Origin of the sequence: Stutzerimonas marianensis (genome assembly GCF_022810315.1) — a bacterium.
GTDB lineage: Bacteria > Pseudomonadota > Gammaproteobacteria > Pseudomonadales > Pseudomonadaceae > Stutzerimonas > Stutzerimonas marianensis.
The window spans coordinates 139,895-165,474 of the sequence record NZ_JALGRD010000010.1; the positions used below are offsets into that span (position 1 = coordinate 139,895).

Sequence of the window (25,580 nt, forward strand, 5' to 3'; positions counted from 1 at the left end):
TCGCACCGCCGTTTAGGAAGTAGTAGCATCTTTACCTAAATCAGGAGCGGCGGCCGATAACCCGCACTGGATGACGAGGCCAGCCGAAGCTCGATCAAACAGAGCGCGGAATAGCGATCACAGCTGAAGTGACTAGGCGCTGGTATGCCCGAGTACATGGAACAAGGTACGGTTAAAGGACAGATCACATGGATAAGCGTGATATCGACGAGCAGCTAAGCACGCTTAGCTTCGGCATGGACGAAGAAATCGACGATCGCAATGAACGTCGTGGTTGGGGCCGATCCAGCGTTCAACACGCCCACCGACCAATGGACACCAGCCAAGCCATTATCCTGGCGGCAATCATCATCGTTGGCGGTCTATGGGGCGGAAAGCTGCTCTACGACTATATCCAGGAACAGCGGGTGCGAGCCGCCGTCCATGAAGCTGCCCTCTATATGCAGCAAGCCCTCAAACAAGCCGAGCAGAGTACCCGCCAGTCGCAAATTGAAATGCGGCAGCGAGCGGCCGCAGAAGCGAATGCGCGAGCACAGCAGCAAGCTCAACAGCAAGCCAGTCGCCAAGCCGAGCTAGCAAGACTCGAACAGGAAAAACGTTACAAGTCAGCTGAATGCCAGTTTTGGTGGCAGCAACACAGTCAGAACGCTACTCAAAGAACCGCTAGTAAAAAAGCCGAAGCGTGCGGCATATAAGTATAAGAGCACAACCAAAGCTTGTGCCGTCCAATTAGATCAGTCAGCAAAAATTGCGCTAGGGATATCACGCATGAATAACCAAGTAATCGGAATTGAAGATGCTGTTGAAAGTACAGAATTGCCAAGCTCGAAGTTTACAATTCAGGCTGGGATCACAGCATCACTTGAGCGAGATAGATCAGTAGATAGGTCTCCCTTCAGGAGCTATCTAGGCAATATTTGGAATCTCAAAAACGAGGCTTCCATTGAATTTGTTGAAAAGCTTGAGAAGAAGTTTAGAAAGAAGAATAAGTTCCATAGTTATTTTTCTGGGCTTCCTTCTAATCAAACGCCACAGAATCTGACAGAGTACATTGCAGGTCAAATTGACTTCAAAGCTTTGGTTCAGAACGAGATGAAGCTTCTCGAAAGCTTAGCAAACGAATCTGATAGTACCTCGCTGGTCGGCGGCAATGTCGTCTTTATGCACTATAAGAATACTGGTGAAGAAGATGATGCCGGTCGTTTGCTAGTGGTAATGCTCGATAAGAAAGGAGCATTCGAATTTGATGAGAAAACGCTAGAGCCAAAGAGATTGCAGCCGATAGATACTGACGCCCTGCGACAAGCAGCAATGTTCGATCTAACGCTATTCTCTGAGGTTTACCCGAATAAAGATGGCGCTGCTTATTTGCATTTTATTGAAGGGCGATCAAAGGCTGAGTTCTTTAAGTCGGCGCTTGGGTGTGATACGCAGGTTTCAAATAAAGAGAGCGTTGGAAATATATTCGAAGCTATTAAGCAGTTTTCGGCTTTGAATTCAATAAAGCACAAGATGCAGGCTTCAATTACTCAAAAGGTATACGAGTACATTGAAAAAAACATCGGTCAGCAGGTCGAGTTAAAAGAGATTCAGAATGTCATTGATGGTGCGCTTCCGCCTGATCATTTGGCGGTCGGGAAATTCTCAAAGTTTGCTAACGAAAATGGATATCAAATCAACGCTGTTTTTGAGGCTACAAGGTACTCTCTCAACCAAGGCGTAACAATAAAGATAACTGATTTCCAAAGTAACTATACGGTAAATATCAAGGCCGCTTCTATCGGCTACAGCGGAAAGCCGGTTATCGTCGACAGTAATCTGACCTACCTTAAGATCCCACTGAGCGCTGCGGATAGGGACCAGATCAAAGCAGTGATAGGCGAAAAAGATGAAGCAGATAGCTGATCTTATAAGAGATTCGGACTATCAGCTGGACTCGGGTGTTCTAGAGATATATCTAGAGCAATCCCGCTTAGGACTGCTATTCAATGAAATCGTTAGCGTAGGCTATACCGAAGACGAAATAGTTGAATCTGGCAAGCTAGGTCACTGTTTATCTATCAACCTTGACGCGGACGCATGGAATGGTCATTCACCCTTTTTCCGACCATTTACGATTTCTGGGATTACGTAAAAAGAAATTCTGAGATTCCGGAAAAATTTTACGTTCTACAAGAGCATTTATACAGCGGCCAAGAGCCGAAGAGCAACAAGATAAAAGCAATTGAGTATTATCTTGGATGGCGAAGTTTGCTTTTCACTTTAAAGGATCACCTTGGGTCGGAAGCGAATCATGCCGCTCTGGTGTTCTTTATAAGCACAGAGAAAGGCGCAAAAATATATACGATAGATCCCGGCAAGATAACTCTTGATGAGCTTCTGGAAATACCAGAGGGAGAAGTTTATCAAGACGATCTTGAGCAATTGCGGAACGATATTAGTTTAATAGATGGGCACCAGAAAGAGCGTCGCGATGTATTGCGAACATCTTTATCTGAAATTCTGGAGGATTCGCAGAAGGAAACTTCTATTCCTGCATTGATAAGGCAGGGTAGGCGGTTAAGAAAGAAGTATCAAGAGAACTATGATTTATACTTACATAAGTTTTCGGTAAATAAACTACTTAGTGAAATTGAGGAAAAGTCAACTGACTATATAGGTAAGATTAACGAGTCTATATCGTCCAGTCAGACTAAAGCTTTTGCTATCCCGGGGGCGATAATAGCAATAGCTGCATTGGTGCGTAATACTGATTCATTGGCATTGTTCCTTGTATGTTTTGGTTTGTTGTGTATTTGGCTGTTAACTGTCATAGCTAATAATATACATAACGAAGCGTATGCGTCTTTAAAGGATCAGATAAAGCGCTCGCTTAAAAGATACGAGGTAATGAAAGATGAAGATGAGGTAAGGGTTAGCGCTGAACAGGCAAAAGAAAAGCTACTCAGCTTGATAGATCGCTCGGAAAAGAGGCTTCGATTTATTAATCGGTTAGCATTGGCTGTCTTTTTGCTAGGGTGTTTTTACGCCGTTGCGACGAACAAAACTGCCCGAAATAGCGTTATGTATTTAATAGATACGACCAAAACCCATTTATCACCCTTTAGCCGTATAGAGCGCTTTTCTTGGGATGTAAATGATCGGTTGATCAGAAACGGAAGACTCGGCAGTGTCGAAAATGTGTCGAAAAAGAATGCCAACGAAGCCCGGCATTAACCAAATTGAATGCAGGACACCCACGATACGCTAGGTATTACCAACGTAGCCCACTAATAAACTAAGTGATCAGAGGATTTGAAGCCCGGCCGCACCACCGGGTGCGATTGCCTTCCGTTAGGCGGAAGGGTGTAGCTGGAAAGGAAGCACAGGCTACCTGAGCTCGGTCTCCGAGGCCAAGGCGCTGTCGCGGCGGACTTTGCGCTCGTTGCCGAAGCGGCGGGTGAAGCCGATGCGGTCGAAGTGTTCGAGCAGCTGGATGCTGCGCTTGCGGCCGAGCTGGATCTGGTCGCGGAAGGCGGCGGCGCGGATGACGCCGGCCTGGCGCTCCATTTCCAGGATGCGGGCGGCGAGCTGGCGGATGGTCGTCTCGGGGTAGAACAGGTCCTTGACGACCTGCTGCAGGGCGCCGATGCGGGCCAGTTTGCGCAGCAGCAAGCGGATGCGTTCTTCTTCCACATCCAGTTCGCGCGCCAGATCGCGCACCCAGGGCGGGTCGTAGCGGGCCGAGTCGATCAGCGGCCACAACCGCGCCTTCAGGGCCTCTTCTTCATCGCTCAGGCGGACCCGATGGCCCGGCAGGTGCAGCCAGGGGCCGCTGGCTTCGACTGCGCCGCTGGCGAGCACCTGATCGAGCAGGGCGATGAACACCGGGCGTTCGAGCTGGGGCAGGGCGAAGCGGCGCAGGCGGTCGCGGTCCGGGCCGAGCTCGTCGGGTTGCTGTTCATGAAAGCGGCCCAGTGCGGCGACCAGGCTTTGTTGCAGGTAATCCCAGGTGCCGCGGTCGAACAGGCGCGGGCCGAGGCGGGTGGTGATGTCGAGGGCGTCGTCGCCGAGCTGCCAGGTGTGCCGCGGGCGATTGAATTGGCGTTCCAGCACGGCCGGCTCGATGCCGTTCAGGGCGCTGGAGAGCAGGGCCGGCAGGATGTCTTCGAGGCTCTCGCCGGACAGCGCGCGCAGCTGCGCCAGGCGCGCCTGGCGGTGGCGGTTGCGCGGCGGGGCGAAGGGGTCGAGTACGCGCCCGCCGCCCAGGGTGCGTTGGGCGGACTGGTCGCGCAGCACCACTCGGTCGCCATGCACGGCATGCACCGGCGCATTGAGCAGCAGCTGTGCGTGTACATGGCCGCCCGGCGCCAGGCATTCCCCTTCGAGCAGGGCGATGCGCCCGGTAACGTCTTGGGCGCCGAGGTGAACATGCACCGGGGTCCAGTGTTTGAGCGCACGCGCCTCGCTGGGCAGGAGCACGAATTCGATGTCGATACGCCGGGTGTCGGCCTGCAGCGCCGGGTGCAGCAGCCAGTCGCCGCGGCTGATGTCCTCGACCGAAAGGCGGTCGCCGGCGATGTTCAGGGCAACGCGCTGGCCCGCACGGGCCTGCTGGGCCTCGCAGTTCTGCGCATGCAGCCCGCGTACCCGTACCGGGCGTCCGCCAGGGCTCAGCATCAGTTCATCGCCGACCGCTACGCGCCCGGCGAAGGCGGTACCGGTGACGACCACGCCGGTGCCGCTGACGCTGAAGGCGCGGTCGATGGCGAGGCGGAAATAGCCTTCGTCGCTGCGCTGTTCGATCTGGTCGGCTTCGTGCAGCAGGGCGTCACGCAGCGCGTCGATGCCGTCCCCGGTGAGGCTGGATACGGCAAAGATCGGTGCCTCGGCGAGCGCACCGGGTGCCAGCAGGTCGCGGATTTCGCGGCGGACCTCTTCGACCCGTGCGGGTTCGACCCGGTCGATCTTGCTCAGGGCCACGAGGGCGCGGCGGATGCCCAGCAGCTCGATGATCGACAGGTGCTCGCGGGTCTGCGGCATCACGCCGTCATCGGCGGCGATCACCAGCAGCACGCAGTCGATGCCGCACGCGCCGGCCAGCATGTTGTGCACCAGGCGTTCGTGGCCGGGCATGTCGATGAAGCCGGTGAGTTCGTTCCCGTCCAGAGCGGCGTACAGGTAGCCGAGGTCGATGGTGATGCCGCGCAGGCGCTCCTCGCGGCGGCGGTCGCCCTCCTGGCCGGTAAGGGCCTTGAGCAGAGCCGTCTTGCCGTGGTCGATGTGGCCGGCGGTTCCGATGATCATGCGCAGAGTTCCTGTTGCAGCAGGCCCAGCTGTTCGACGAAGCCCGGCTCATCGTCAAGCTGGCGCAGGTCGAGCCAGAGCGCGTCTTCGGCGATGCGCCCGAGCACCGGGATCGGCAGGTTGCGCAAGGCTTCCTCCAGCTGTCGCAGGCTACGGCCACGCAGCCGACGCGGTTGCAGGGGGCGGATGCACAGGGCCGCACTGGGCAGGCGTGCCACCGGTTGGGCGCCGCTGCCGATCATGCCCAGCGCAGGTTCGACCTGGACCTGCCAGCCCTCGCCGAGCATGGCGGTGAGCGGCGGGGCGAGGCGTTCGGCCTGCTGCTGGATGTCGGCCTGCGGGCGGCTGAGCAGGCGCAGGCTGGTCAGGCGCTCGGCCAGGCGATCCGGGTCGCGGTAAAGGTTGAGCACCGCTTCCAGCGCGGCGAGCGTCAGTTTGTCCACGCGCAGGGCGCGCTTGAGCGGGTTCTTCTTGATCCTGGCGATCAGCTCGCGGCTGCCGACGATCAGCCCGGCCTGCGGCCCACCGAGCAGCTTGTCGCCGCTGAAGGTGACGATGTCGGCGCCGTCGCGCAGCGCGTCCTGCACCGTCGGCTCCTTGGGCAGGCCCCAGCGCGAGAGGTCTACCAGGCTGCCGCTGCCGAGGTCTTCGAGCAGCGGCAAGCCATGGGCGTGGGCGATGCTGGCCAGCTCGGCGGTGGCGACGCTGGCGGTAAAGCCCTGCACGCTGTAGTTGCTGGTGTGTACGCGCATCAGGAGCCCGGAGCGTGAGTTGATGGCCGCTTCGTAATCCTTGGCATGGGTGCGGTTGGTGGTGCCGACTTCATGCAGCTTCACGCCGGCGCGGGCCATGATGTCCGGGATGCGGAAGGCGCCGCCGATCTCGATGAGCTCGCCGCGGGAAATGATGCCTTCCCGGCGGGCGCCGAGGCTGTTCAAGGCCAGCAGCACGGCGGCGGCGTTGTTGTTCACCACGGTGACCGCCTCGGCGCCGGTCAGCTCGCGGATCAGCCCTTCGATGAGGTCGTCGCGGTCGCCGCGCTTGCCGGTGGCCAGGTCGAATTCCAGGTTGAGCGGGTAGCGCGCCGCGAGGGTGATTGCCTCGATTGCCTCATCCGGCAGCAGCGCGCGGCCGAGGTTGGTATGCAGCACCGTGCCGGTCAGGTTGAACACGCGGCGTACTCGGCTGCGGTGCTGGCTAGCCAGGCGTTCGCCGGCACGCCCGGCGAGCACCGCTTCGGACAGCTCCAGCGCGGCCAGCTGGCCGTGACGGGCAGGTTCGCGAAGCTCGTCGAGTAGATCGCGCAGCGTCTTCAGCAGCGCTTCGCGACCATAGCGATGCTGCAGCGGTGCGCAGGCGGGCGCACGCAGGAGCTTGTCGATGGAAGGCAGACGGGCGCTGGTCATGGCTGCATGACCGAATACGACGGGACGGGGGCGTTTAGGCGGATCGTAGCGCCATTACCTAATCCCAGGGGGATGTTGCCTGACACGCAGGACCTCTTGTTCTTGCTGTTATGCGAACAGCATAGACGCCGTTTTTCCGGCAGGGTTCAGCCGGTGGCGACGAATCTCGAGGTGTTGAGAACTACGGCTTAATTCTGCTCGGCCGCCCGCATCCGGTGGATGCCCAGGCGCCATTTTTGCGTGAATAAAAAACCCCGCCACGGGGGCGGGGTTGCGGGGGCGTTGCGAGCGGATCAGACGTTCTGACGGATGCCGGCCACCAGCCACGGCTGGTTTTCGCCCTGCGTACGCTCCATACGCCAGCTTTCGCTGAAGGGCTCGCCCTGGTCGAAGCGCGACGTCTTGGCGACACCGACGAAGGTCAGGGTGGCGATGGTTTTTTCCGCCTGGTCATCGACGCCGTCCAGAACGATCTGCAGGTCGTCGATGTAGGTCGACTGGTAGGCTTCGCCAATCTCGGCACGTTCGCGCTTGAGGAAGTCGAGCAGCTGGGGGGTGACGAACTCGGCGATCTTGTCCATCTCGTTGGCATCCCAATGCTGCTGCAGCGACAGGAAATGCTCACGCGCCGCAGCGACGAAGTTCTGCTCGTTGAACCAGGCCGGTGCGTTGATCACCGGAGCGGCAGCGGGTGCGGCGTTGCTGCCACCGAAGATCGACGGCTGGGCCGGCATCTCGCGCTGCATCGGGGCATGCCCGGCCATGGCTGGCTGCTGCTGGCGACGACGGGCGGCAAGGAAGCGGAACAGCAGGAAGGCGATCAGGCCGAAGATCAGGATATCCATGAACTGGATGCCTTCGAAGCCGTCGCCCATGAACATCGAGGCGAGCAGGCCACCGGCGGCCAGACCGGCCAACGGGCCGAGCCAACGGGACGCGCCACTGGCCGCAGCGGGCTGCTGACGACCGGGCTGCTGCGCAGCGCTGTCGTTGCGCTGCTGGGGCTGCGCCTGACGGGTCTGGTGGCTGGGCGCCGCACCGAAGCTCTTGCCGCCGCCAAAGCGCTTGGCGTGAACGTCAAGGCTGAACGACAGGCCGATACACAGTGCCATGAAGATGCTGAGCACACGTTGCATTAAGGATTCCCGCTTTATCAGGTGGATTAACGACTCGCATCCTGCCGAGCCGAAGGAGGCTTCGCCAGCGACAGTGTGTTACCGACTTTTGCGCCGGTAGCGGCGATCATGCTCTGCGGCTCGCCTGGGGCGGGGTCACCCATCCGTCAGGTCGTGCCAGGAGAAAGCGCGACCCCGCCGGGGCGGGGTCGCGGTCGGGCGCTGTCAGCGCCAGTTATACAGCTCTTTTTCGGAGATTTCGTGCATCGGCTTGACCTGCGCCTGGAAGGCTTTCATCGAGGCCCAGATGCGACCGTTCAGCTCGCTCTGCGCGGCCAGCTCGCCAAGCACCACGTCGGCCTGCTCGCGCATGGCGTTCAGCACTTCGTCAGGGAAGCGCTTGAGCTCGGCGCCCTGCTGCTTGAGCTGATCCAGCGCCATGGCGTTGTTGTAGACGTAGTCATCCAGCATGTCGCGGCTCGCCGCCAGCGCCGCCTCGGTGAGGATGGCGCGCAGGTCTTCGGGCAGGCTGTCGAGCGCCTTCTGGTTGACCAGCAGCTCCAGCACGGCCTGCGGCTCCTGCCAGCCCGGGTAGTAGTAGTACTTGGCCGCCTTGTGCAGGCCGAACGCCAGGTCGTTGTAGGGGCTGACCCAGTCGGAGGCGTCGATGGCGCCGGTCTGCAGGGCGGTGAAGACTTCCCCGCCGGGCATGTTGACGGTGGTGGCGCCCAGACGGCTCAGCACTTCGCCGCCGAGGCCGGGCATGCGGATCTTCAGACCCTGCAGGTCGGCGAGCGAGTTGATTTCCTTGTTGTACCAGCCGCCCATCTGCATGCCGGTGTTGCCCACGACCATCGGCTTGACGCCATAGGGCGCATACGCCTCGTCCCAGAATTTCTGGCCGTCGCCGCGGGTCAGCCAGGCGTTCATTTCGCTGGTGGACAGACCGAACGGAACCGAGGTGAAGAACTGCGCCGTGGGCACCTTGCCCTTCCAGTAATAGGCGGCGCCATGGCCCAGTTCGGCGGTGCCGCGCGAAACGGCATCGAACACCTCGAGCGCGGGCACCAGTTCGCCTGCGGCGTAGACCTTGATGGTCAGCCGACCGTCGCTCATGGTGTTGACCCGATCGGCCAGGCGCTGGGCCGCGGTGCCCAGGCCGGGATAGTTCTTCGGCCAGGCGGTGACCATCTTCCAGTTGAAGGTCTTCGGCGCTTCGCTGGCGGTGGCCTGCGGCTCGGCGCCGGATTCGACCTTCTTCTCGTCGTTGCAGCCGGCAAGACCAAGGGCCGCAAGCAAGGCAGCGGCGGCACCAAACAAGTGGCGACGTTTCATCAGTGGGTTTTCCTTTGCAGAATTATTAGTATCGGGTCGAGGTTGACGTTAACGTCATAGCGCTTCCAGTTTGGCATAACTGAGCATCAACCACTTGCTCCCTTCGCTCTCGAAATTCACCTGCACGCGCGCCTGCGCGCCGGCGCCTTCGAAATTGAGAATGGTGCCCTCGCCGAACAGCGAGTGGCGCACGCGCTGGCCGAGGTTGAAGGGGGTCTCCGGCACATTGGCGCCGTCGAACAGCGAGCCGCCGCCCATGCCGCGACTATTGAAGCTGCGGCTGACGGTGTTGCTCAGGCGCACTTCGCTGATCAGCGCCGGTGGCAGTTCGCGGATGAAGCGCGACACCTTGTTGTAGGTCTCGCTGCCATAGAGCCGCCGAGTCTCGGCATAGGTGACGATCAGTTGCTGCATGGCACGGGTGATGCCCACGTAGGCCAGGCGGCGCTCTTCTTCCAGCCGGCCCGGCTCTTCCAGGCTCATCTTGTGCGGGAACAGGCCTTCTTCCATGCCTACCAGGAACACCAGCGGAAACTCCAGGCCCTTGGCGCTGTGCAGCGTCATCAGCTGGACGCTGTCCTCGTGGTCGCCGGCCTGCTGCTCGCCGGCCTCCAGCGAGGCGTGGTCGAGGAAGGCGGCCAGCGGCGTCTGTTCGTCTTCCTCGCCTTCGCTGTAGTTGTCGAACGCGCGTGCGGCGGAAACCAGTTCTTCGAGGTTTTCTACTCGCGCCTGGGCCTTTTCGCCCTTTTCGTCGCGGTGGTAGGCCAGCAGGCCGGACTGCTCGATGACCAGCTGCGCCATGCTGTGCAGCGGCAGGCCCTCGACCTTGAGCGCGAGGGTGTCGATCAGCTCGACGAAACCGTTCAGCGCGCTGGCGGCGCGGCCGGAGACCACCTTGGTCCCGACGGCCTGGTGCAGCGCGGCCCACATGGACGTTTCCTGCTGGCGCGCCAGCTGGCGCAGGGATTCGACCGTCTTTTCGCCGATGCCGCGCGCCGGCACGTTGATCACCCGCTCCAGCGCCGCGTCGTTGTCGCGCGCCTGGATCAGCCGCAGGTAGGCCATGGCGTTCTTGATCTCGGCGCGCTCGAAGAAGCGCTGGCCACCGTAGATGCGGTAGGGGATGCGCTCGCGCAGCAGCGCCTCTTCCAGCACCCGTGACTGCGCGTTGGAGCGGTAGAGGATGGCGATCTCGCTGCGGCTCAGGCCATCACGGATAGCCTTCTCGATGCTCTCGACCACGTAGCGGGCTTCGTCGTGTTCGTTGAAGGCCGCATAGAGGCTGATCGGTTCACCCTCGCAGCCTTCGGTCCACAGCTCTTTGCCGAGCCGGCCCTGGTTGTTGGCGATGAGCGCGTTGGCGGCCTTGAGGATGCAGGCGGTGGAGCGGTAGTTCTGCTCCAGGCGGATGGTTTCGGCGTCCTGGAAGTCTTCGCTGAACTGGTGCAGGTTCTCGACCCGTGCGCCGCGCCAGCCGTAGATCGACTGATCGTCGTCGCCGACTACCATCAGGCTTTCGCCGCCCTTGGCCAGCAGGCGCAGCCAGGCGTACTGCACGGCGTTGGTGTCCTGGAACTCGTCGACGAGGATGTGGCGGAAACGCCGCTGGTAATGGTCGAGCAGGCCCGGATTGTCGCGCCACAGGTCCAGCGCGCGCAGCAGCAGCTCGGAGAAGTCGATCACCCCGGCGCGCGCGCAGGCTTCTTCGTAGGCCTGGTAGATGCTCAGCATGGTGGTCAGGAAGAGGTCGCCGTTGGCCTGGATGTGCTGCGGGCGCAGGCCTTCGTCCTTCTGTCCGTTGATCCACCATTGCGCCTGGCGCGCCGGCCAGCGCTGCTCGTCCAGGCCGAGCTCGCGGATCACCCGCTTGACCAGCCGTTGCTGGTCGTCGGAGTCGAGGATCTGGAAATTTTCCGCCAACTTGGCCTCGCGCCAGTGGGCGCGCAGCAGGCGATGCGCCAGGCCGTGGAAGGTGCCGACCCACATGCCCTGCGGGTTGACCTTCATCAGTTGCTCGATGCGTTGGCGCATCTCGGCGGCGGCCTTGTTGGTAAAGGTCACTGAAAGAATCGAATGCAATGATGCCCGTTCGACCTGGTGCAGCCAGGCGATGCGGTGCACCAGCACACGGGTCTTGCCCGAGCCGGCACCGGCGAGAACCAGTTGGCGGCCCAGCGGCGCGGCCACGGCCTGGCGCTGGGCATCGTTGAGAGAGTTCAGGAGAAGCGAGAGATCGTCGTGCATGGCGGCCATTCTAGCCGGAAACCGCGTCGAACCGCTCGCGCACCGGACGGATGCCGGCCATGCCTGCGACAGTCCGGGCCTAGGCGTGTGCCCGGACGAGGCGTAGGGTCTGGCTCAAGGTTTGCTGCCGTCGGGCCGATGCTGTGGGGTAGGGCATGTCTTTGGTCGGAGCGGGCTGTCATCCTCCGCTAGCAACGTGCCATTATCGAGCAGTGATCGCGTCGCCTGGCTCAAACGAAGACGTACAACAAGAACCCGCCATGATCGATTCCGTCCAGTCCACCCAATCAACGTCGATGGTCGGCACACCGGTTGCCGTCGACGACGATGCCGATCAGCAGACCGAGCGTACCCGGCTGCTCTACCAGGGCTCGCGGGTGTCTCTGCTGCTGCTGGCGCTGGCGTGCGTGGTGTTCGTGACCTTGCTCTGGGACCGGGTCGCACGGCTGGAGCTGCTGCTCTGGGCCGGTGTGACCTCAACCCTCATCCTGCTGCGGCTGCAGCAGACCCTGGCCTTTCAGCGTGCCGAGCTGGCCGATCGCCAGCGCCCCTGGTGGTTGCGCTCGTTCCTGGTGAGCAGCGCGGCGAGTGCGCTGATGCTGTCCTACGCGCTCATCGAGCTGGCCCCGGTCGGGGATTTTCTCACCCAGGCGGCGCTGTTCGGTTCGCTCGGCTCGGTGATCTTCGCCGGCAGCGTGGCCTGCGGCGTGTCCTTGCGGGCCTTCGGTGCCTTTGCCATTCCCAGCCTGTTGCCCGCCGCGGCGGTGCTGCTCGGCAGCGGCGAGCCGCAGCTGCAGGGCTGGGGTGTACTGGCGAGCATCGTGCTGATCACGCTGTGCATGATCGCCTGGCAGATCAACCGGCTCCTGACCTCAAGCTTTCAGCAACGCCTCGATAATCAACAGCTGATCAAGCGGCTCGAGCGGATGCGCGAGGAGTCCAGTCAGCTCAACGACGAGCTGGCCCGCGAGATCGACCAACGGCGGCATGCCGAAATCATGCTGCGCGAAGCCTTCGACGGGCTCGAGCAGCGGGTCATCGAGCGTACCGCCGAGCTGCGCGAGAGCGAGGCACGGTTGATCCTGGCGATGGAAGCCAGCGAACTGGGCATGTGGGATTGGGACCTGACATGCAATGAGGTGCACCTGTCGCGCATGGAGGCCATCTTCGGCGATGGCCAGCACAGCCGCCTGCGCCTGGTCGAGCAGAAACGCCCCGAGCTGCATCCGGACGATGCCGAGCGGGTCCAGCGGGACATGATCGCGCACCTCAAGGGCGAGACCGAAACCTATGTCGTGCAGTATCGCGGGCTGCGGATCGACGGTAGCCCCGTCTGGATCGAGGACCGCGGTCGCGTCATCGAGCGCGACGCCAACGGGCGCGCACTGCGCATGATCGGTACGCGACGTGACATCAACGAAAGTCGCCGCCAGGCCGAACAGTTGCGCCTGGCCGCCACGGTGTTCGAGGCGGCGGGCGAGGGGATGGCGATCATGGATCCCGACTTCCGTCTGCTCGCAGTCAACCAGGCCTGCTGCAACCTGTCGGGGTTCAGTCGCGAGGAGCTGATCGGACGGAGTGTCGCGGTGCTGGCCAGCTCCGAGGACAGCCGCCAGCAGTACGCCGCGATTCGCGAGGCGCTCGCCCAGCAGGGAAGCTGGCAGGGCGAGTTGATCGAGACGCGCAGGAACGGCGAGGTCTACCCGCAGTGGGCGCAGATGCGTGTCGTCCACGACAGTCAGGGGAAGGTGACCAATGTGGTGGCCTTCGTTTCCGATCTCAGCGTGCGGCGACAGGTCGAGGAGCGCTTGCGCTACCTCACCCATTACGACGAACTGACCGGGCTGGCCAACCGCGGTCTGCTCAAGGCGCGTCTGAACGAAGCCTGCGAGCGTAACCGTACGAGTAACCGGGGGCTGGCGGTGCTCTACGTTGATCTGGACCGCTTCAAGGTGCTCAACGAGAGCCTCGGCCATGAAGTGGCGGACCAGCTGTTGCGGGAGGTGTCACGACGCCTGTCGCACACGCTGTCCGACGCCGACACCATCGCCCGTCTGTCCGGCGACGAGTTCGTCGTGGTGCTCGAGGGCTATGGCAGTCTCGCCGCCCTGGCCCACAGCGGCAGTCGGCTGCTGTCGCGGATCAGCAAGCCGATCCAGCTGGGCGACCAGGATCTGGTGGTCAGCGCTTCCATCGGCGTCAGCCTGATGCCGGACAACGCGCGTGACGCGACGGCGCTGCTGCTGCAGGCCAACATGGCGATGAAGCACGCCAAGCACCTGGGCGGCAACACGCTGCAGTTCTTCACCGAGCGGCTGCAGGGGTCGAGCCTGGAGAACCTGCAGCTGGAAAACCAGCTGCGCCGCGCCCTCGAGGAAGGCCAGCTGGAGGTCTTCTACCAGCCGCGATTGAATGTCGAATCCGACTGCCTGGACGCCGCCGAGGCGCTGGTGCGTTGGCGGCATCCGAAAAAGGGCCTGCTTGCGCCGGGCTATTTCATCCATCTGGCCGAAGAGACCGGCCTGATCATCCCGCTGGGTGAGTTCGTGCTCAGGCAGGCGTGCCGGCAGGCCCGGCAATGGCAGCTCGATGGGCTCGCCGAGATCCGTGTGTCGGTGAACCTATCGGTCAAGCAGTTGCGCCAGGGCAATTTCATCACCCTGGTGCGCCAGGTACTGGAGGAGACCGGCTTGCCCCCCGACCGACTCGAACTGGAGCTGACCGAGAGCCAGCTGCTCGATGACGTCGACAACGCCATCAGTATCAGCGAGCAGTTGCGGGCACTGGGCGTGAAGCTCGCCATCGACGACTTCGGCACCGGCTATTCCTCGCTCAGCTACCTCAAGCGGTTCCCGGTGGACTACGTGAAGATCGATCGCTCCTTCGTTTCCGAGCTGACGCAGGAAGGTGAGGACTCGGCCATCGTTCGCGCCATCATCGCCATGGTTCACAGCCTCGACCTGAAGGTGGTGGCAGAGGGCGTCGAAACCCAGGCGCAGATGGATTTCCTCAAGGCCCACGGCTGTGACGAAATGCAGGGCTACCTGATCAGCCGGCCGGTGCCGGCGGCCGAGTTCGTAAGGTTGCTGGGGTAAAGGGGCGCGGGATCCTGGATGATGGCTTGAGGCTTGAGGCTTGAGGCTTGAGGCTTGAGGCGTGAGGCTTGAGGCTTGAGGCTTGAGGCCGGCGCTTCGTCCACGCACCCGGCGGCTTTCGTAGGGGCGAATTGATTCGCCCAACGACCCGGCACGCCGCAGCGCCATCAGATGACCCCTCGGGTCCCCTCGGCCTCATGCGGCGCGCCGTGCCTTTCAGCCGCGGGTGGTGCTGCCGTCCAGTTCGCGCATCAGCAGTGCGTAGCGCAGGTCGACATCGTCCGGCACCGGGAGGTAGAGGACGTGGCCGTCGCCCGGGGCGATGTCGGTGCGTTCGCCGTTTTTCTTCTGCAGATGCTCGAGGGTGAAGTTCAGGTTGCCCTGCGGCGTCATCAGCTCCAGCCGGTCGCCGACGGCGAAGCGGTTCTTGACGATCACCTCGGCCAGGCCGTTGCGCCGCTCGCCGGTCAGTTCGCCGACGAACTGCTGGCGCTCGGAGAGCGAGAAGCCGCGTTCGTAATTCTGGTATTCGTCATGCACGTGACGGCGCAGGAAGCCCTCGGTGTAGCCGCGGTGGGCCAGGGATTCGAGGGTGTCCATCAATGACTTGTCGAACGGGCGGCCGGCCAGGGCGTCATCGATGGCCTTGCGGTAGACCTGTGCGGTGCGCGCCACGTAGTAGTGGCTCTTGGTGCGGCCCTCGATCTTCAGCGAGTGCACGCCCATCTGCACCAGCCGCTCGACATGCTGCACGGCGCGCAGATCCTTGGAGTTCATGATGTAGGTGCCGTGTTCGTCCTCGGTCGCCTCCATGAACTCGCCGGGACGCGAGACATCCTCGAGCAGAAACACCTTGTCGGTGGGTGCGCCGACGCCCAGGGTCGGGTTGCCCTGCGCCTCGACCGGCTGCACGGCGATGGGCTCGTAGAGGTGAACCGAGTTGCCCAGTTCGTCCTCCTTGGCCTCGTGGGTCTTGTATTCCCAGCGGCAGGCATTGGTGCAGGTGCCCTGGTTGGGGTCGCGCTTGTTGATGTAGCCCGACAGCAGGCAGCGGCCCGAATAGGCCATACACAGCGCGCCGTGGACGAACACTTCCAGCTCCATGCCCGGCACCTGCTCGCGGATCTCGCCGATCTCCTCCAGCGACAGCTCGCGGGAGAGGATCACCCGGGAGACGCCCTGGCTTTCCCAGAACTTCACCGTCGCCCAGTTCACCGCGTTGGCCTGCACCGAGAGGTGGATGGTCTGCTGCGGAAAATGCTGGCGCACCAGCATGATCAGGCCCGGGTCGGACATGATCAGCGCGTCCGGCCCCATCGCCACCACCGGCTCCAGATCCTTGATGAAGGTCCTGAGCTTGGCGTTGTGCGGGGCGATGTTGACCACCACATAGAACTGCTTGCCCAGCGCGTGGGCCTCGTCGATGCCGAGCTTGAGGTTGGCGTGGTCGAACTCGTTGTTGCGTACGCGCAGGCTGTAGCGGGGCTGCCCGGCGTAGACCGCATCGGCGCCGTAGGCGAAGGCATAACGCATGGATTTGAGGGTGCCGGCTGGCGAGAGCAGTTCGGTGCGCAGGGGACTCATGGTGGGATGGCTCGGTATACCAACAAGAAAGGTGTGGGATTCTACCGGGTTTGGCCGCGCCTGTTCGCCTCCGTCAGTGACGTCATGGCGAACTCCAGGGCTCGGCGCAAGTCATCACTAGATAGGCAGGGCTTGGTCGACTCTCCCGATGCCGACGCGAGCCACCCGTGAATCCACCGGAGGCCCGCGTGAACGCCACCACCGTCGATGCCAGAGGCAGCCTGATCGCCGCGATATTTCTGGGCGTCGGCCTGATGGCGGCAGTCGACGAGATCATCTTTCATCAGGTGCTCGCCTGGCACCACTTCTTCGATCGCTCCACCCTGGCCGTCTCGTTGCTGTCCGATGGGCTCCTGCACGCCGCCGAGTTGCTCATGCTGGCGGCCGGCTTTCGCTTGTTCCTCACGCTCAGCCGCCGAGGCGCGCTGTCGCGCATGCATGCCTGGGCCGGTTTGTGTTTCGGCGCCGGCGGTTTCCAGCTTTTCGACGGGCTGGTCAACCATAAGCTGCTGCGTCTGCATCAGGTGCGGTACGTCGATCAGCTCTGGCCGTACGACCTGGCGTGGAACGGCTTCGGCGCGCTGCTGCTGGTGATCGCGTACCTGATCTGGCAGCGCGCACGTCGGGAGACGATCGACCAATGACGCATCAGGCGCATCTGCTTGCCCTCAGCGGCATGTTCATCCTGGTGCTGATGACGATCGGGCTATGGTTCGCGTATCTGCTTGGCGTCCGTGCGCAGCGCCGCGCCCGCAAGGGCTGGAGCTGCTGGCGGCTGGGCAGTTTCAGCCTCGGTTGCGGCCTGCTGGTGATCGCGCTGTCGCCGTCCATGGTCGAGTGGGGGCATAACGATCTGCGTGGCCACATGACGCAGCACCTGCTGCTGGGCATGTTCGCGCCCATCGCGCTGATGCTCGGCACCCCTGGCACCCTGCTGCTGCGCAGCGTACCGGTGGTGCGCGCCAGGCGCATCATGCAGCTCGCCGGGACGCCGCCGGCACGCTGGCTGAGTCACCCGGTGACGGCGCTGGTGCTGGATATCGGCGGGCTTTATCTGCTGTACCTGACGCCGCTGTATCAGTTGAGCTTCAGCGAGCCGCTGGTGCATGTCGGGCTGCACCTGCATTTCGTGCTGGCCGGTTATCTGTTCTGCTGGTCCATCGCCGGCCCCGACCCGGCACCGCATCGCCCGGGCATGTTCGTCAGGCTGGTGGTGCTCTTTGCGGCGATCGCTGCGCACTCGACACTGGGCAAGCTGATGTACGCCCACGGTTTCCCCAAGGATGCCGGGCATTCACTGGCGGAAATCGAGGCGGCGGCGCAACTGATGTATTACGGCGGGGATCTGGCCGAGCTGTTGCTGGCGCTGGTGTTCTTCGCGACCTGGTATCGCCACCGCCATGCTCCGGACAACGACTGGCAGACGGCAGACCGCCGGGCCCAGCAGTAGCCGGGCCCGGCGGTGGGTCGCACACGCGTGGGCGGTCGGTCAGGCCGCGGCGATCACGTCGCCATGGTTTTCAGGCTCGATCAATGCGCGGTGCAGTGCGGCGACGGCGTCGTCGTAGTCTTCCTCGTTGACCACGCACTGCATTTCCACCTGGCGGATCGACTGGTGCACCGCCTGGATGCTGATGCCGGCGCCTGCCAGGGCTGCGACGGTCTTGGCGAGGATGCCCTTGACCTTGAGGTCCGAGCCGATCGCCGAAACGATGGCCACGTTGTGCACGGTGACCTCCGCCGCCGGGTACTTCTCCTCGATGAGGCGTGCGGCGCGGTTGATCAGCTTGCGCGAACCCGAGGCATAGTAGGTGATGCTGTTGGCGTCGGAGTCCTTGTTGACGACATAGAGGCGCAACTGCTTGAGCATCCGACTGATCTCGATGTCGTAGCCGACGTCGCCGAGCATGTCCTGGTCGAAGACCTCGATACCGAATACGTCCTTGCGCCCGGCGATGATCTCGACGCAAGGCCGCTCGCTCTTGTAGTCCTGACTGATGAGCGTGCCGGCATGGTCGGGCTCGAAGGCATTCTTGATGCGCAGCTCGATGCCGGCGCGGCGCAGCGTCTTGGCCGCACGCGGGTGGATCGCCTCCATGCCGAGATTCGACAACTGGTCGGCCACGTCATAGTTGGTGCGGCCGATGGTGACCACCTTGTCGGCACCCACCAGGTTCGGATCGGCGCTGGAAAGGTGAAACTCCTTGTGGATGATCGCCTCGCGCGCACCGGTGGCCGCGGCGATCTGGGCGAAGGTGATCTCGCTGTAGCCGCGGTCGAAGGTGTTCATCAGGCCTTCGCTGCAATGGGTGTAGCCGGTGGCGACTACCAGCTCGCGCGCCAGGTCGACCTCGACGAAGCTCTCGCGCACCATTTCCTCGAAGGGCAGCGGCGCATCGCGGTGCCAGCCGGTCAGGTCGACCATCTTGGCGTTGACGCCACGGTGCTTGATCGCCAGCACCGAATTGAAGGCGCTGTGCGCTTCGCCGAGGGAGGCGAGCATCTCGCGGACCTTCATCAGGTGCTCGTCGAGCTGGAAGTGGCCATAGGCGCACAGGCGCTGCAGGCTGCTCATGCACTCGCGGGCATCGTCGATGCGCGCGTTGATGAATTGGTTGGCCGCGCGCAGTTCGAATTCGGTCTGGAACAGTTCGGCGTTCTTCTCGACCATCTTCTGCCGCACGGCTTCGAGCGCGTCGAGCCAGGCGCCTTCGTTCCGGGCGTCGGCGAAGCGCTGGTAGACCCCGGGTTCGCCGGTCTTCTTGTGTTCCAGCAGCAGGTTGGTCATGCCGCTGTAGGCGGACACGACGAAGACGCGCTGGTAGAGGGCGTCACCCGTTCGCTGGCCGATGAAGATGTTGCTCAGCAGTTCATCGAAGCGGCTCATGGAGGTGCCGCCGATTTTTTCTACGGTATGCATCGATTCAACGTCCCGTCTTGGGGGTGAATGTCATCCCTGGGCCGCGCCATCTGGCCGGCCGACAAAGATCAGGCCCAAGAATGGGCCTGATACGAACAGTCAGAGATACGTTTGTTTCTGGATCTGCAGCGGCTCGAAATCCTCGCGCTCGGCAACGAAGGCCGGGCGGGGCGAAAGGCCGCAGTACGGGGCCTGCGCGGCATTATCCACATGGTTGTAGACGTAGAACAGATTGCTGCGCGCGCTCGGCGTGATGTTGCTGTTCGAACCGTGCATGGTGTTGCAATCGAAGAACACCACGGTGCCCGCCGGGCCAGTGGCGGTGTCGATGCCATAGCGGTCGGCGAGTTGCGTCAGGCTGTCGTGATCCGGCACGCCGAACTCCTGCTTGCGCAGAGACTTCTCGTAGTGATTCTCCGGTGTGGCACCGACGCAGCGGACGAAATGCTTGTGCGAGCCGGGGACCAGCATCAGCGGGCCGTTGTGCGGCTCGTTGTCGGTGAGCAGGATCGAGCAGCTCAGGGTGCGCATGCGCGGCAGGCCGTCCTCGACATGCCAGGTCTCGAAGTCCGAGTGCCAGTAGAACTCCTTGCCGGTAAAGCCGGGCTTGAAGTTCATGCGCGACTGATGGACATAGATGTCACCGCCGAGGATGAAGCTGGCGATACCGGCGGTGCGCTCGTCGGCGGCGATCCGCGCGAACAGCGCGTTGTCCTTGTGAATGGCGAACACCGAGCGGATCGCGCCGCTGTCGGGTTCCTTGATGGTCTTGCCGGACTCGGCCACCGCCGGGTCCTGGCGCATGCGGTCGAGTTCTTCGCGAAAGAGCGCGACTTCCTCGGCGCTGAAGAGGTTGGGGATGACCAGGTAGCCGTCGCGCTCGAAACCTTCGATCATTTCCGGCGAAATCGGGGCGTCGGTCAGGTCGTGGCGGTAGACAACCGGATCCAGACGCTCCTGCCAGCTGGGTTCGTCCTGCTGGCGCGAAGGGTACAGGTCGGCTTGCACGGGGTTCACGTTCGCTCTCCTTTCTATTCCTTCGGTCTTTTGGGACGGGGGCGGATGGCTCCGCGCCCTGTTCCAAGTCTCAAACGGTTTCGGCTTCGAGCGGGTAGACGCCGCTTTCGTCGTGTACTTCCTTACCGTTGAGCGGCGGGTTGAACACGCAGGCCATCTTCATGTCCTCGCTTCCGCCGCGCAGCAGGTGCTCGTCGTGCTTGTCGAGGATGTACAGGGTGCCGGGCTCGATCTTGTAGATCTTGCCGTCGGCGATGGTTTCCACCTCGCCATTACCGCTGATGCAGTACACCGACTCCAGATGGTTCTGGTAGTGGATGTGGGTCTCGGTGTTGGCGTAGATGGTGGTGATGTGGAACGAGAAGCCCATCTTGTCGTCCTTGAGCAGCATCCGGGTGCTGTCCCAGGTCTCGGTCTTGATCTTGCGGTTGGACTGCTCGCATTCGGCCAGGGTACGTACGATCATGTTCTGAATCCTCTCAAGAAGCCTGGTGGGCGGCCTGCTCGGACATCACGGCGGCGAACGCCTTGTCCAAGATGCTCATGGCCTTGTCGATCTGCTCTTCGCTGATGACCAGCGGGCAGAGGCACTTGACCACTTCGCTGTGGGCGCCGCTGGTTTCGATGACCAGGCCGTTCTCGAAGGCGTGGCGGCAGATGGCGGCGGCGGTGTCGCCGTCCGGGCAGCTGATGCCGATCATCATTCCGCGACCCTTGACGAACAGGGAGTCCGGACCGTAGCGGCGAACGATCTTGTGCATGCCGTCGGCGATGCGCTTGCCCTTGGCCTTGACGCTATCGGCGAACGCGCTGTCCTTCCAGAAGTGCTCGATGGCAGCGGCCGCGGTGACGAACGCGTGGTTGTTGCCGCGGAAGGTGCCGTTGTGCTCGCCCGGCTTCCACTGGTCCAATTCCTTGCGCAGCAGCACCATGGCGAACGGCAAACCGTAGCCAGACAGCGACTTGGACAGGGTGATCATGTCCGGCTTGATGCCCATCTCTTCGAAACTGAAGAAGGTGCCGGTACGGCCGCAACCGGCCTGGATGTCATCGACGATCAGCAGCATCTCGTGCTTGCGGCAGAGTTTTTCCAGCTTGCGGATCCAGTCGGCGGACGCGGCGTTCAGGCCACCTTCACCCTGGACCACCTCGACGATGACCGCGGCGGGCTTGTCGATGCCGCTGGACGGGTCGCTGAGCAGCTTGTCCATCATGCCGATGGTGTTGACCTTGTCGCCGAAATAGTTGGCGTAGGGCATGCGGCTGACGTCGGCCAGGGCCACGCCCGCGGCCCCACGGTGGTGCTTGTTGCCGGTCGCGGCCAGCGCGCCGATGCTGCAGCCGTGGAAGCCGTTGGTGAAGCTGATGATGTTGTTGCGTCCGGTCACCTTGCGCGCCAGCTTCAGCGCGGCCTCGACCGCGTTGGTGCCGGTCGGGCCGGTGAACTGCATGACGTAGTCCATGTTGCGCGGCTTGAGGATCAGGCGATCGAAGGTGGAGAGGAAGTTCTCCTTCGCGTCCGAGTACATGTCCAGGCCGTGCGTCAGGCCGTCGGCGGCGATGTAGTCGAGCAGCGCCTGCTTGAGTACCGGATGGTTGTGGCCGTAGTTCAGCGTACCGGCACCGGCCAGGAAGTCGATGTAGTGCTTGCCCTCGCGGGTGATCAGTTCTGCGCCACGAGCCTGCTTGAAGACCACGGGGAAGGATCGGCAGTAGCTGCGAACGCCAGATTCGTGCAGTTCGAAAGTTTTCATGCGGTTTCCTCTAGTTCTTCTTCTGAATGGGGTGCGGCGAACGGGCCGGCGCGGTAGAGCACTTCGTCTTCGTGCTTGCCGGCGAAATGTTCGGCGCGGGAAAACAGGGTGCGGGTGCTGTAGTCGACGCCGAGCTTGGCGAAGGCTTTTTTGAACAGCGCCTGGGAGGCCCCGTTATCCGGCGAGATGGTGGTTTCCAGGTTGCATACGCCTTGCTCGTTGGCGACCCGGGCGACCAGGGCCATCAACATGCGTAGCGCCAGCCCCTGACCGCGCATCGACGAGTCGACGGCGACCTGCCAGACGAACAGCGTGTCCGGGCGGGCAGGAGGGCAGTAACCGGAAATGAACCCGACCAGATGACCGTCTGCGTTGACCGCAGCGATGGAGGTGTCGGCGAAATCGGAGCATTGCAGAAGGTTGCAGTACACCGAATTGGTGTCCAGTGGCTGGCAGCGTGCGACCAGCTCATGGAGGGGATAACCGTCGCCGTCGTGGGGGCGACGGAGCGTTACGGTAGGAACACTCAAAACAAAACCTTTTGGGTTGCTGATTGAATCCTTTTCAAGAATAAACACATCGAAAAAAGAATCTCAACCCCAAGGGCGATAGCCGCCGGAGTATGCCAGTTCCCATATCGACGAAGTTGGCCGCTCATCGTGAAAGTTGAACTATTCATGAAACAAGCGAAATGCGCGGCTGAAACTAATCCATCCGGTTCGGAACATCTGTGGCTGATCGGGGAATATTTTCGCCGTGAGACGGTGGCTGCGAAGCGCGAGAATCGGCGATAGCGAAAAGCGCAGGCGATAGATATCCAAGTGATTGATTTATAAGGAAAGTCGCTAGAGTTGGAGCGCAGTAAAGTTTGGCGCCGAATACGGCTGTGACCCGTCGGTCGATACGGCGAAAGTTGCTGGCGGAATCGAGGCCAAATCAGCAGGAAAAGGCTTGGGTTGAACGGCGCTCGCACTACGCGATATTCGCCCGTGCTCGGCCTGAAAAGGCCGACTTCATCCCGTAAATGAAATTTTTATGGCGCGTTAGTTGGTGTGGAGTTTCGAGAGCGATGCGCGCAAGTTGCCTGGGGGTGGTCGCGTTAGTTGTGGGTAATTCCCCGCAAGCCGCTCTATCGCGGGCCTCACGGGGAACTCCAGTCAAAGCGTGATGCGGTGTTCAGGTGGCTTGGCGCCACCACTGGCGGCCCTGGTGTTCGATCAGGCGGCGCGCCTGCTCGGGTCCGTCGGTGCCGGCCGGGTAGGGGCGTGGTTTGCGATAGTGGCTCTGCCAGCCGCGCAGGATGGGGTCCACCCAGTTCCAGGCCGCCTCGACCTCGTCGCGGCGCATGAACAGCGTCGAATCACCCTCGATGACGTCCAGCAGCAGCCGCTCATAGGCCTCCCAGCGGCGCGTGCTGCTGAAGGCGTGTGCAAGGTTCAGGTCCAGCTCCACCGGTTCGAGCTGCATGCCCTTGCCCGGTGCTTTGGCCATCAGCTGCAGGCTGATGCTTTCCTCGGGCTGCAGGCTGATCACCAGACGGTTTACCTCGCCCTTGCTGAACAGCTGATGCGGCACCTGCTTGAAGGTGATGATGATCTCAGAGCGTTTGCGCGCCATGCGCTTGCCGGTACGCAGGTAGAAGGGCACGCCGGCCCAGCGCCAGTTGTCGATTTCCGCCTTCACCGCGACGAAGGTTTCGGTGTCGCTGTCGTTGTCGACGTTTTTCTCGAAGTAGTAGGCCTGCACGTCGTGGCCGCCAATCCGTCCGGCGCCGTACTGGCCGCGCACGGTCTTGTCCTGGACATCGCCTCCGGTGATGGGCTTGAGCGCCTCGAGCACCTTGACCTTCTCGCCGCGGATGGATTTCGCATCGAAGCGCACCGGTGCCTCCATTGCCACCAGGCAGAGCAACTGGAGCAAATGGTTCTGCAGCATGTCGCGCATGGCGCCGGCGTGGTCGTAGTAACTGCCGCGGTTCTCCACGCCCAGCGTCTCGGCCACGGTGATCTGCACATGGTCGATGTGCCCGGCGCGCCAGATGGGTTCGAAGAGCGCGTTGGCGAAGCGCAGGGCCATCAGGTTCTGCACCGTTTCCTTGCCCAGGTAGTGATCGATCCGGTAGATGCGCGATTCAGGAAACACCATGCCGATCGCTTCATTGATCTCCAACGCCGAGTCGAGCGAGTGGCCAATGGGTTTTTCCAGCACGATGCGCGCGTTTTCCCCGGCGAGGCCGGCGCTCTCCAGATTCGAAGCGATGGGCACGAAGAGGGTGGGCGCGGTCGCCAGGTAATGCACGCGCACGCGGCCTTCGGCCTGGCCGAGATAATGGGCGAGGCGGATGAATTCGCTGCGCTGGGAGGCGTCCATGGCGAAATAGTCGAGGCGCTGGCTGAACCTGTCCCAGACCGCAGGCTCGAAGTCGCTGCGCGCGATTTCGGCCCGGGCATGACGCTCGGTCAGGGCGAGGTACGCATCGCGGTCGATGTCCTGCCGGGCGAGCGCGATGATCCGCACATCGTCGTGCAGCCGGTTTTCGCGGTGCAGGTGATAGAGCGCCGGGATGAGTTTGTGTAGCGCCAGGTCGCCGGTGCCGCCAAACACCAGCATGTCGCAGGAAATGGACACAGCATCGCTCCTCAGAGGGTGGATGGGCTCGATGGGCAGGCCTCGCGGGTGGGTCTCGGATGGGTGGGGCCGAGTCTCATTGCCCGCGCTTTCGGCTGCTTTGGCCTTGTCTTGCCTGCCTCGCTTGCGTTTTCAACCGCCAGCAGTTGGGCGATACTGCGTCGCTTGTAGTATAACTACAAGCCCACTACACCCAGCCGGCACGTCTGGACCGAGCATGCAGCCACGCTCGATCAGGCTGTCAGGTACTGATCATAGCGAGTCCCGAACGTGAACCTGCTGCAACACATCGCCCAATCGAGAAGCTCGCTGCGCAAGTCGGAACTCAAGGTCGCCGACCATGTGTTGCTCGATCCGGCGGCCGTGATGCACAGCTCCATGGCGGATCTTGCCCACACGGTCGGGGTGAGCGAGCCGACCATCGTCCGCTTCTGTCGCGCCATTGGTTGCCTGGGCTTCCAGGATCTGAAGCTCAAGCTCGCGCAGAGCCTCGCCGCCGGCGCCAGCTTCGGTCAGTTCGCCATCAGTGAGAACGATTCGGTCACCGATTTCGCGCTGAAGATCTTCGACACCACGCTGCATACGCTGATGGAGGTGCGCGAGCGACTCGACCCGGACGCGCTGGAGCGAGCGGTGAAGGCCATGGCGGCGGCCGAGCGTGTCGAGTTCTATGGCTTCGGCGCGTCCGGCGCGGTGGCCACCGATGCGCAGCACAAGTTCTTCCGCCTGTTGCTCAGCGCGGCGGCGTATTCCGATCCGCACATGCAGGCGATGTCCGCGGTCACGCTGAAACCGACCGACGTGGCGATCTGCATCTCGCAGTCCGGGCGCTCGAAGGACCTGCTGATCACCGCCAATGTGGTTCGCGAGACAGGGGCCACGCTGATCACCCTCTGCCCGAGCCAGACGCCACTGGCGGAGCTGGCGACCATCAACCTGGCGATCGACGTTCAGGAAGACACCGAAATCTACACCCCGCTGACCTCGCGCATCGCGCACCTGGTGGTCATCGACGTGCTGGCGATGGGCGTTGCCATGGCGCGCGGACCAAGCCTGGTCAACCACCTCAAAAGCGTCAAGCGCAGCTTGCGCAGCCTGCGCCTGTCGCCCAAATCGGTGAAGGCGCATGAAGACTAGCCGCCGGGCGACGGTCATCACCCTGTCATCTCGCTGACCTCATGCCGTCACGCGGTGCT

At 62.2% G+C, this 25,580-nt stretch carries 19 protein-coding genes; 7 read left to right on the plus strand and 12 right to left on the minus strand.

From position 1 onward, the window contains the following. The first annotated feature begins 188 nt into the window (after positions 1–188). The 3 genes from MST27_RS18090 (at position 189) to MST27_RS18100 (ending at position 3,216) form a co-directional block, all read left to right on the plus strand. The gene (locus MST27_RS18090) at positions 189–695 is read left to right on the plus strand and encodes a hypothetical protein (RefSeq protein ID WP_243607328.1); all 507 of its coding nucleotides are present in this window, start codon (positions 189–191) and stop codon (positions 693–695) included. Between the two features lie 73 nt (positions 696–768). Beyond that, on the plus strand, positions 769–1,905 hold the full coding sequence (locus MST27_RS18095) for a nucleoid-associated protein (protein WP_243607329.1): 1,137 nt from the start codon (positions 769–771) through the stop codon (positions 1,903–1,905). Between the two features lie 174 nt (positions 1,906–2,079). Then, positions 2,080–3,216, plus strand: coding sequence for a hypothetical protein (locus MST27_RS18100; protein WP_243607330.1), 1,137 nt, complete (start codon positions 2,080–2,082; stop codon positions 3,214–3,216). A gap of 153 nt (positions 3,217–3,369) precedes the next feature. Here the strand turns inward: MST27_RS18100 and selB are convergent, their stop codons facing one another. From selB to uvrD, 5 genes are all read right to left on the minus strand, one after another. Continuing rightward, on the minus strand, positions 3,370–5,286 hold the full coding sequence (gene selB, locus MST27_RS18105; RefSeq protein WP_243607331.1) for a selenocysteine-specific translation elongation factor: 1,917 nt from the start codon (positions 5,284–5,286) through the stop codon (positions 3,370–3,372). Further along, positions 5,283–6,692, minus strand: a complete 1,410-nt coding sequence (gene selA / locus MST27_RS18110) for an L-seryl-tRNA(Sec) selenium transferase (protein WP_243607332.1) — start codon at positions 6,690–6,692, stop codon at positions 5,283–5,285. The genes selB and selA overlap by 4 nt, the downstream gene beginning before the upstream one ends. Before the next feature lie 293 nt (positions 6,693–6,985). Then, entirely contained in the window at positions 6,986–7,828 is an 843-nt protein-coding gene (locus MST27_RS18115; protein ID WP_243607333.1) for a Tim44 domain-containing protein, read from the minus strand. Positions 7,829–8,032: 204 nt separating this feature from the next. Continuing rightward, complete coding sequence (locus tag MST27_RS18120) at positions 8,033–9,142, minus strand: TRAP transporter substrate-binding protein (protein ID WP_243607334.1); 1,110 nt, start codon at positions 9,140–9,142, stop codon at positions 8,033–8,035. Positions 9,143–9,196: 54 nt separating this feature from the next. Next, a complete protein-coding gene (gene uvrD / locus MST27_RS18125) occupies positions 9,197–11,386 on the minus strand; it encodes a DNA helicase II (protein ID WP_243607335.1) in 2,190 nt (729 codons plus the stop codon). 260 nt (positions 11,387–11,646) lie between these two features. On the opposite strand from uvrD, the gene MST27_RS18130 reads away from it, so the two are divergent. Beyond that, positions 11,647–14,481 (plus strand): putative bifunctional diguanylate cyclase/phosphodiesterase, encoded by a 2,835-nt coding sequence (locus MST27_RS18130; protein WP_243607336.1) that lies wholly within the window; start codon positions 11,647–11,649, stop codon positions 14,479–14,481. Positions 14,482–14,697: 216 nt separating this feature from the next. On the opposite strand, the gene trhP is transcribed toward MST27_RS18130, so the two are convergent. Continuing rightward, positions 14,698–16,065 (minus strand): prephenate-dependent tRNA uridine(34) hydroxylase TrhP, encoded by a 1,368-nt coding sequence (gene trhP / locus MST27_RS18135; protein WP_243607337.1) that lies wholly within the window; start codon positions 16,063–16,065, stop codon positions 14,698–14,700. Positions 16,066–16,253: 188 nt separating this feature from the next. Here trhP and MST27_RS18140 point away from each other — a divergent pair, with 188 nt between their 5' ends. Then, on the plus strand, positions 16,254–16,709 hold the full coding sequence (locus MST27_RS18140) for a DUF2243 domain-containing protein (protein ID WP_243607338.1): 456 nt from the start codon (positions 16,254–16,256) through the stop codon (positions 16,707–16,709). Further along, the gene (locus tag MST27_RS18145) at positions 16,706–17,515 is read left to right on the plus strand and encodes a cytochrome c oxidase assembly protein (protein WP_243607339.1); all 810 of its coding nucleotides are present in this window, start codon (positions 16,706–16,708) and stop codon (positions 17,513–17,515) included. The genes MST27_RS18140 and MST27_RS18145 overlap by 4 nt, the downstream gene beginning before the upstream one ends. A 39-nt stretch (positions 17,516–17,554) precedes the next feature. On the opposite strand, the gene MST27_RS18150 is transcribed toward MST27_RS18145, so the two are convergent. The 6 genes from MST27_RS18150 to zwf form a co-directional block, all read right to left on the minus strand. Then, positions 17,555–18,985 carry an aspartate kinase gene (locus tag MST27_RS18150; protein ID WP_243607340.1) on the minus strand — a complete coding sequence of 477 codons (1,431 nt, stop codon included), beginning with the start codon at positions 18,983–18,985 and terminating at the stop codon, positions 17,555–17,557. 99 nt (positions 18,986–19,084) lie between these two features. After that, positions 19,085–19,993 carry an ectoine hydroxylase gene (thpD, locus tag MST27_RS18155; protein ID WP_243607390.1) on the minus strand — a complete coding sequence of 303 codons (909 nt, stop codon included), beginning with the start codon at positions 19,991–19,993 and terminating at the stop codon, positions 19,085–19,087. 79 nt (positions 19,994–20,072) lie between these two features. Then, positions 20,073–20,468 carry an ectoine synthase gene (locus MST27_RS18160; RefSeq protein ID WP_243607341.1) on the minus strand — a complete coding sequence of 132 codons (396 nt, stop codon included), beginning with the start codon at positions 20,466–20,468 and terminating at the stop codon, positions 20,073–20,075. 13 nt (positions 20,469–20,481) lie between these two features. Further along, the gene (ectB, locus tag MST27_RS18165) at positions 20,482–21,756 is read right to left on the minus strand and encodes a diaminobutyrate--2-oxoglutarate transaminase (RefSeq protein ID WP_243607342.1); all 1,275 of its coding nucleotides are present in this window, start codon (positions 21,754–21,756) and stop codon (positions 20,482–20,484) included. After that, positions 21,753–22,286, minus strand: a complete 534-nt coding sequence (gene ectA / locus MST27_RS18170; RefSeq protein ID WP_243607343.1) for a diaminobutyrate acetyltransferase — start codon at positions 22,284–22,286, stop codon at positions 21,753–21,755. Before ectA ends, ectB begins: the two co-directional genes overlap by 4 nt. 646 nt (positions 22,287–22,932) lie before the next feature. Beyond that, positions 22,933–24,384 (minus strand): glucose-6-phosphate dehydrogenase, encoded by a 1,452-nt coding sequence (zwf, locus tag MST27_RS18175; protein WP_423707167.1) that lies wholly within the window; start codon positions 24,382–24,384, stop codon positions 22,933–22,935. Between the two features lie 270 nt (positions 24,385–24,654). On the opposite strand from zwf, the gene hexR reads away from it, so the two are divergent. After that, entirely contained in the window at positions 24,655–25,521 is an 867-nt protein-coding gene (gene hexR, locus MST27_RS18180; RefSeq protein ID WP_243607344.1) for a transcriptional regulator HexR, read from the plus strand. Positions 25,522–25,580: the final 59 nt, after the last annotated feature.